A 3,566-nucleotide genomic window follows, 5' to 3' on the forward strand; every position below is an offset into this window, starting at 1 on the left:
GCGGGAAAGGGTGGCAGGAAAAAGGGGCAGGAAAGGGGGCAGATTAGGCGCCGCGGCTGCGGCGCAGGCGTTCGAGTTGGGCGGCGAGCACCGCGCGGGCGGCGGCGGCCGCGGCTTCGCCATTGCCGGCGGCGATGGCGTCCACGATGGCGGCGTGCTCGGCCAGCGTGGGTTCGGCGAGTTCGCCCTCGCTGAAGCTCTCGTGCAGGCGCACTTCCATGCTGCTGGCGAAGTAGCGGTAGAGCGCGTCCAGGGCGTCGTTGTGGGCGGCGGCGGCGACGCAGCGGTGGAAGGCGCGGTCGCGGGCGTGGAAGGCGGTGCGGTCGTCGCCGGGGCGGTAGTCGCCGCGGGCGGCGAGAGCCTCGCGCAGGGCGGCGAGGTCGGCCTCGCTGCGGCGTTCGGCGGCGCAGCGGGCGATCTCCGCTTCCAGCAGCTGGTGCAGGGCGATGCTGTCCAGCAGGTCGGCGCGGTTCAGCCGCTCCATGGTTTCCGCCGGGTCCACCGCGCGCCGCACATAGGTGCCGTCGCCCTGGCGCACTTCCAGCATCTCCGAGCGGGACAGCACCCGCACCGCCTCGCGCACGGTGTTGCGGCCCACGCCCAGCGCCTCGGCCAGCGCCGCCTCCGGCGGAATGCGGTCGCCCACACGCCAGGTGCCGTTTTCCACCCGGCCACGCAGGATCTCTATGGTCTCGCAGACCAGGGAGCGGCGGCGGGCGGTGGGGAGCGGCGGGGTGTCCATGGGCGGTTTTCCGGCAACAGGCGTATCATCCTAACATCGGATGTTTGGTGCCGGCCAGCGCGCAATGCCATGTGGGCAGTGCAGGTTGGCGGTGCCGGCAGCCGTGACGCAGTGCCGCCGTGTCGTCCTGGAAGGGCGGCGGCGGGCCGCGTCCAGGTCTTCAGGGCGGGGTGAAAGTCCCCACCGGCGGTGATCCGGCGCTCGCGCCGGGCAGCCCGCGAGCGCTCCGGCCGCTGCCGGAGGTCAGCAGATCCGGTGTGATTCCGGGGCCGACGGTGAAAGTCCGGATGAGAGAAGACGCAGTACCCGACAGGCGCCGCCGCTCCGCGAGGAGGGGGGCGATCCGCCATCGCCGCACCAGCGCGGCAATGACGGCGCCTGGCCGTGCTTGCAGCCCTGGAACGTTCGTTCATCGCTTTGCGTGAGGCACGTTTCAATGTTTCTTTCCGTAGATCCCCAGCGTTTCCCCAATGTCGCCGCGGCGCTGGCCGCCTACCGCGCCGGTCGCCCGGTGCTGCTGCTGGACGACGCCGACCGCGAGGACGAGGCCGACCTCGTCGCCGCGGCGGAGAACCTCTCCCTTTCCACCATGGTGATGATGATCCGCGACGGCAGCGGCATCGTTTGCCTGTGCCTGGACGAAGCCACGGTGGATGCCTTGGCGTTGCCGCAGATGGTGGCGGACAACCGCGCCCGCCACGGCACCGGCTTCACCGTCTCCATCGAGGCGGCGGAAGGAGTGAGCACCGGCGTGTCCGCCGCCGACCGGGTGCGCACCATCGCCGCCGCGCTGGCGTCCTCGGCGGAGGATCGCCGCATCGTCAGCCCCGGCCATGTGTTTCCGCTGCGTTCGCGCAACGGCGGCGTGCGGGTGCGGCGCGGCCATACCGAGGGCTCGGTGGATCTGGCCCGGCTGGCAGGGCTGCGGCCGGCGGCGGTGTTGTGCGAGTTGATGAACCCGGACGGCACCATGGCGCGCGGCGAGCAGGTGGCCCGCTATGCGCGCGAGCACCAGCTGCCGGTGCTGGCGATGGACGAGCTGGTGCGCTGCATGGAGGACGTGCATGCGGCGGCGGGTTGCCCGGCTTGATGGGGTGACGGCGGCGTGGCGGGCGGGTGTGCCCCGGCCGCCACGCCGCGCTCTGCAGCACGCCCGGCCGTTGCAGCCACCGGGCGTGCTTGCCGCCATCAGAAGGGATAGTGGCGCGGCTCGCCGGTCTGCACGGTGATCCAGCGCAGCTCGGTGAAGGCCTCGATGCCGGCCTGGCCGCCGAAGCGGCCGTAGCCGGAGGCCTTGACGCCGCCGAAGGGCATCTGCGCCTCGTCGTGCACCGTCGGGCCGTTGATGTGGCAGATGCCGGCCTGCAGACGCTTGGCCAGTTCCAGCGCGCGGCCGATGTCGCGGCTGAAGATGGCGGAGGAGAGGCCGTACTCGCTGTCGTTGGCCAGCCGCAGGGCGTCTTCGGCGTCGCGCGCTCGGATCACCGCGACGATGGGGCCGAAGGATTCCTCGCTGTAGATGCGCATGCTGCGGGTGACGCCGTCCAGCACATGGGCGTCCATCACCGTGCCGTCCACCTTGCCGCCGGCGACCAGCTTCGCGCCCTTGCCGACGGCGTCGGCCACCATGCCCTGCACTTTGTCCACCGTGGCGGCATCCACCACCGAGCCCAGCACGATGCCTTCGGCGTCCGGCTTGCCGGCCGGCAGCGAGGCGGCCTTGCGCGCCAGGCGGGCGACGAATTCGTCCGCCACCGCCTCCTCGACGATGATGCGCTCGGTGGACATGCAGATCTGGCCCTGATTCATGAAGGCGCCGAAGGCGGCGGCGTCCACCGCCGCGTCCAGGTCGGCATCCGCCAGCACCAGGAAGGGCGCCTTGCCGCCCAGCTCCAGCAGCACCGGCTTCAGGTATTCGGCGGCGGTGCGGGCGATGATGCGGCCGACGTGGGTGGAGCCGGTGAAGTTGATGCGGCGCACCGCCGGATGGGCGATCAGCGCTTCCACCACCGCGCCGGCGTCGGCCGGGGCGTTGCTCACCACGTTCACCACGCCCGGCGGCAGGCCGGCCTCCTGCAGTACCGCGCCGATGAGGTGATGCACCGCCGGCGACACTTCGGAGGCCTTCAGCACCACGGTGTTGCCGCAGGCCAGCGGCATTGCCAGCGCGCGGGTGCCGAGGATGACGGGCGCGTTCCACGGCGCGATGCCCAGCACCACGCCGGCCGGCTGGCGCACCGCCATCGCCAGGCTGCCGGGCACGTCGGAGGGGATGACCTCGCCGCCGATGCGGGTGGTGGCGGCCGCCGCCTCGCGCAGCATGTTGGCGGCGAGGAAGCAGTTGAAGCCGGCCCAGCCCGGCGTGGCGCCGGTTTCGGCGCACATGCGGGCGATGAAGTCCGGCGTGCGGGCGTCCAGCAGGTCCGCGGCCTTGGCCAGCAGCGCGCGGCGCTGGCCGGGCGTGGTCTGCGACCAGGCGGGGAAAGCGGCGGCGGCGGCATCGGCGGCGGCGCGGGCGTCGGCGGCGCTGGCGGCGGCGGCACGGGTGGCGATTTCACCGCTGACCGGGTTGCGGCGCTCGAAAGTGGCGCCGCCGCTGGCGGCGACCGCCTGGCCGCCGATCAGGAGCTGGATGTCGTTCATGGGGCTGGTCTCCTCGGGAGTGGATGGGAGGCGGCGCCGGGGGCGCCACGGATGGGTCGGATGAAAAGGTGGCGCGCCGCGCGGGGCAGCGCTGCCGCCTGCATCGGGTGGGACAGTCTGCGCGCCGGAAGTGCCCGCGGCGTGGTCGACGTGCATCGCCCCGGGCGGCGCGCCACCTTTT

3 protein-coding genes and 1 riboswitch are annotated in these 3,566 nt (G+C 72.8%); of the genes, 1 reads left to right on the forward strand and 2 read right to left on the reverse strand.

The genetic code is table 11. The features are described from left to right. Positions 1–43: 43 nt before the first annotated feature. On the reverse strand, positions 44–742 hold the full coding sequence (locus GRF61_RS23575) for an FCD domain-containing protein (protein WP_169153054.1): 699 nt from the start codon (positions 740–742) through the stop codon (positions 44–46). A gap of 152 nt (positions 743–894) precedes the next feature. Beyond that, positions 895–1,045, forward strand: a riboswitch (FMN riboswitch). 133 nt (positions 1,046–1,178) lie between these two features. On the opposite strand from GRF61_RS23575, the gene ribB reads away from it, so the two are divergent. Then, positions 1,179–1,832: a 3,4-dihydroxy-2-butanone-4-phosphate synthase gene (ribB, locus tag GRF61_RS23580; RefSeq protein ID WP_169153055.1), complete on the forward strand. Its 654-nt coding sequence runs from the start codon at positions 1,179–1,181 to the stop codon at positions 1,830–1,832. 98 nt (positions 1,833–1,930) lie between these two features. On the opposite strand, the gene GRF61_RS23585 is transcribed toward ribB, so the two are convergent. Then, positions 1,931–3,385, reverse strand: coding sequence for an aldehyde dehydrogenase (locus tag GRF61_RS23585; protein WP_169153056.1), 1,455 nt, complete (start codon positions 3,383–3,385; stop codon positions 1,931–1,933). Between the last annotated feature and the right edge of the window lie 181 nt (positions 3,386–3,566).

Origin of the sequence: Azoarcus sp. TTM-91, from assembly GCF_012911025.1 — a bacterium.
GTDB lineage: Bacteria > Pseudomonadota > Gammaproteobacteria > Burkholderiales > Rhodocyclaceae > Azoarcus.

Coding starts and splice junctions, on each gene's coding strand:
- GRF61_RS23575 (WP_169153054.1), bottom strand. CDS start 742: ATGGACACCCCGCCGCTCCCCACCGCCCGCCGCCGCTCCCTGGTCTGC.
- ribB (WP_169153055.1), top strand. CDS start 1,179: ATGTTTCTTTCCGTAGATCCCCAGCGTTTCCCCAATGTCGCCGCGGCG.
- GRF61_RS23585 (WP_169153056.1), bottom strand. CDS start 3,385: ATGAACGACATCCAGCTCCTGATCGGCGGCCAGGCGGTCGCCGCCAGC.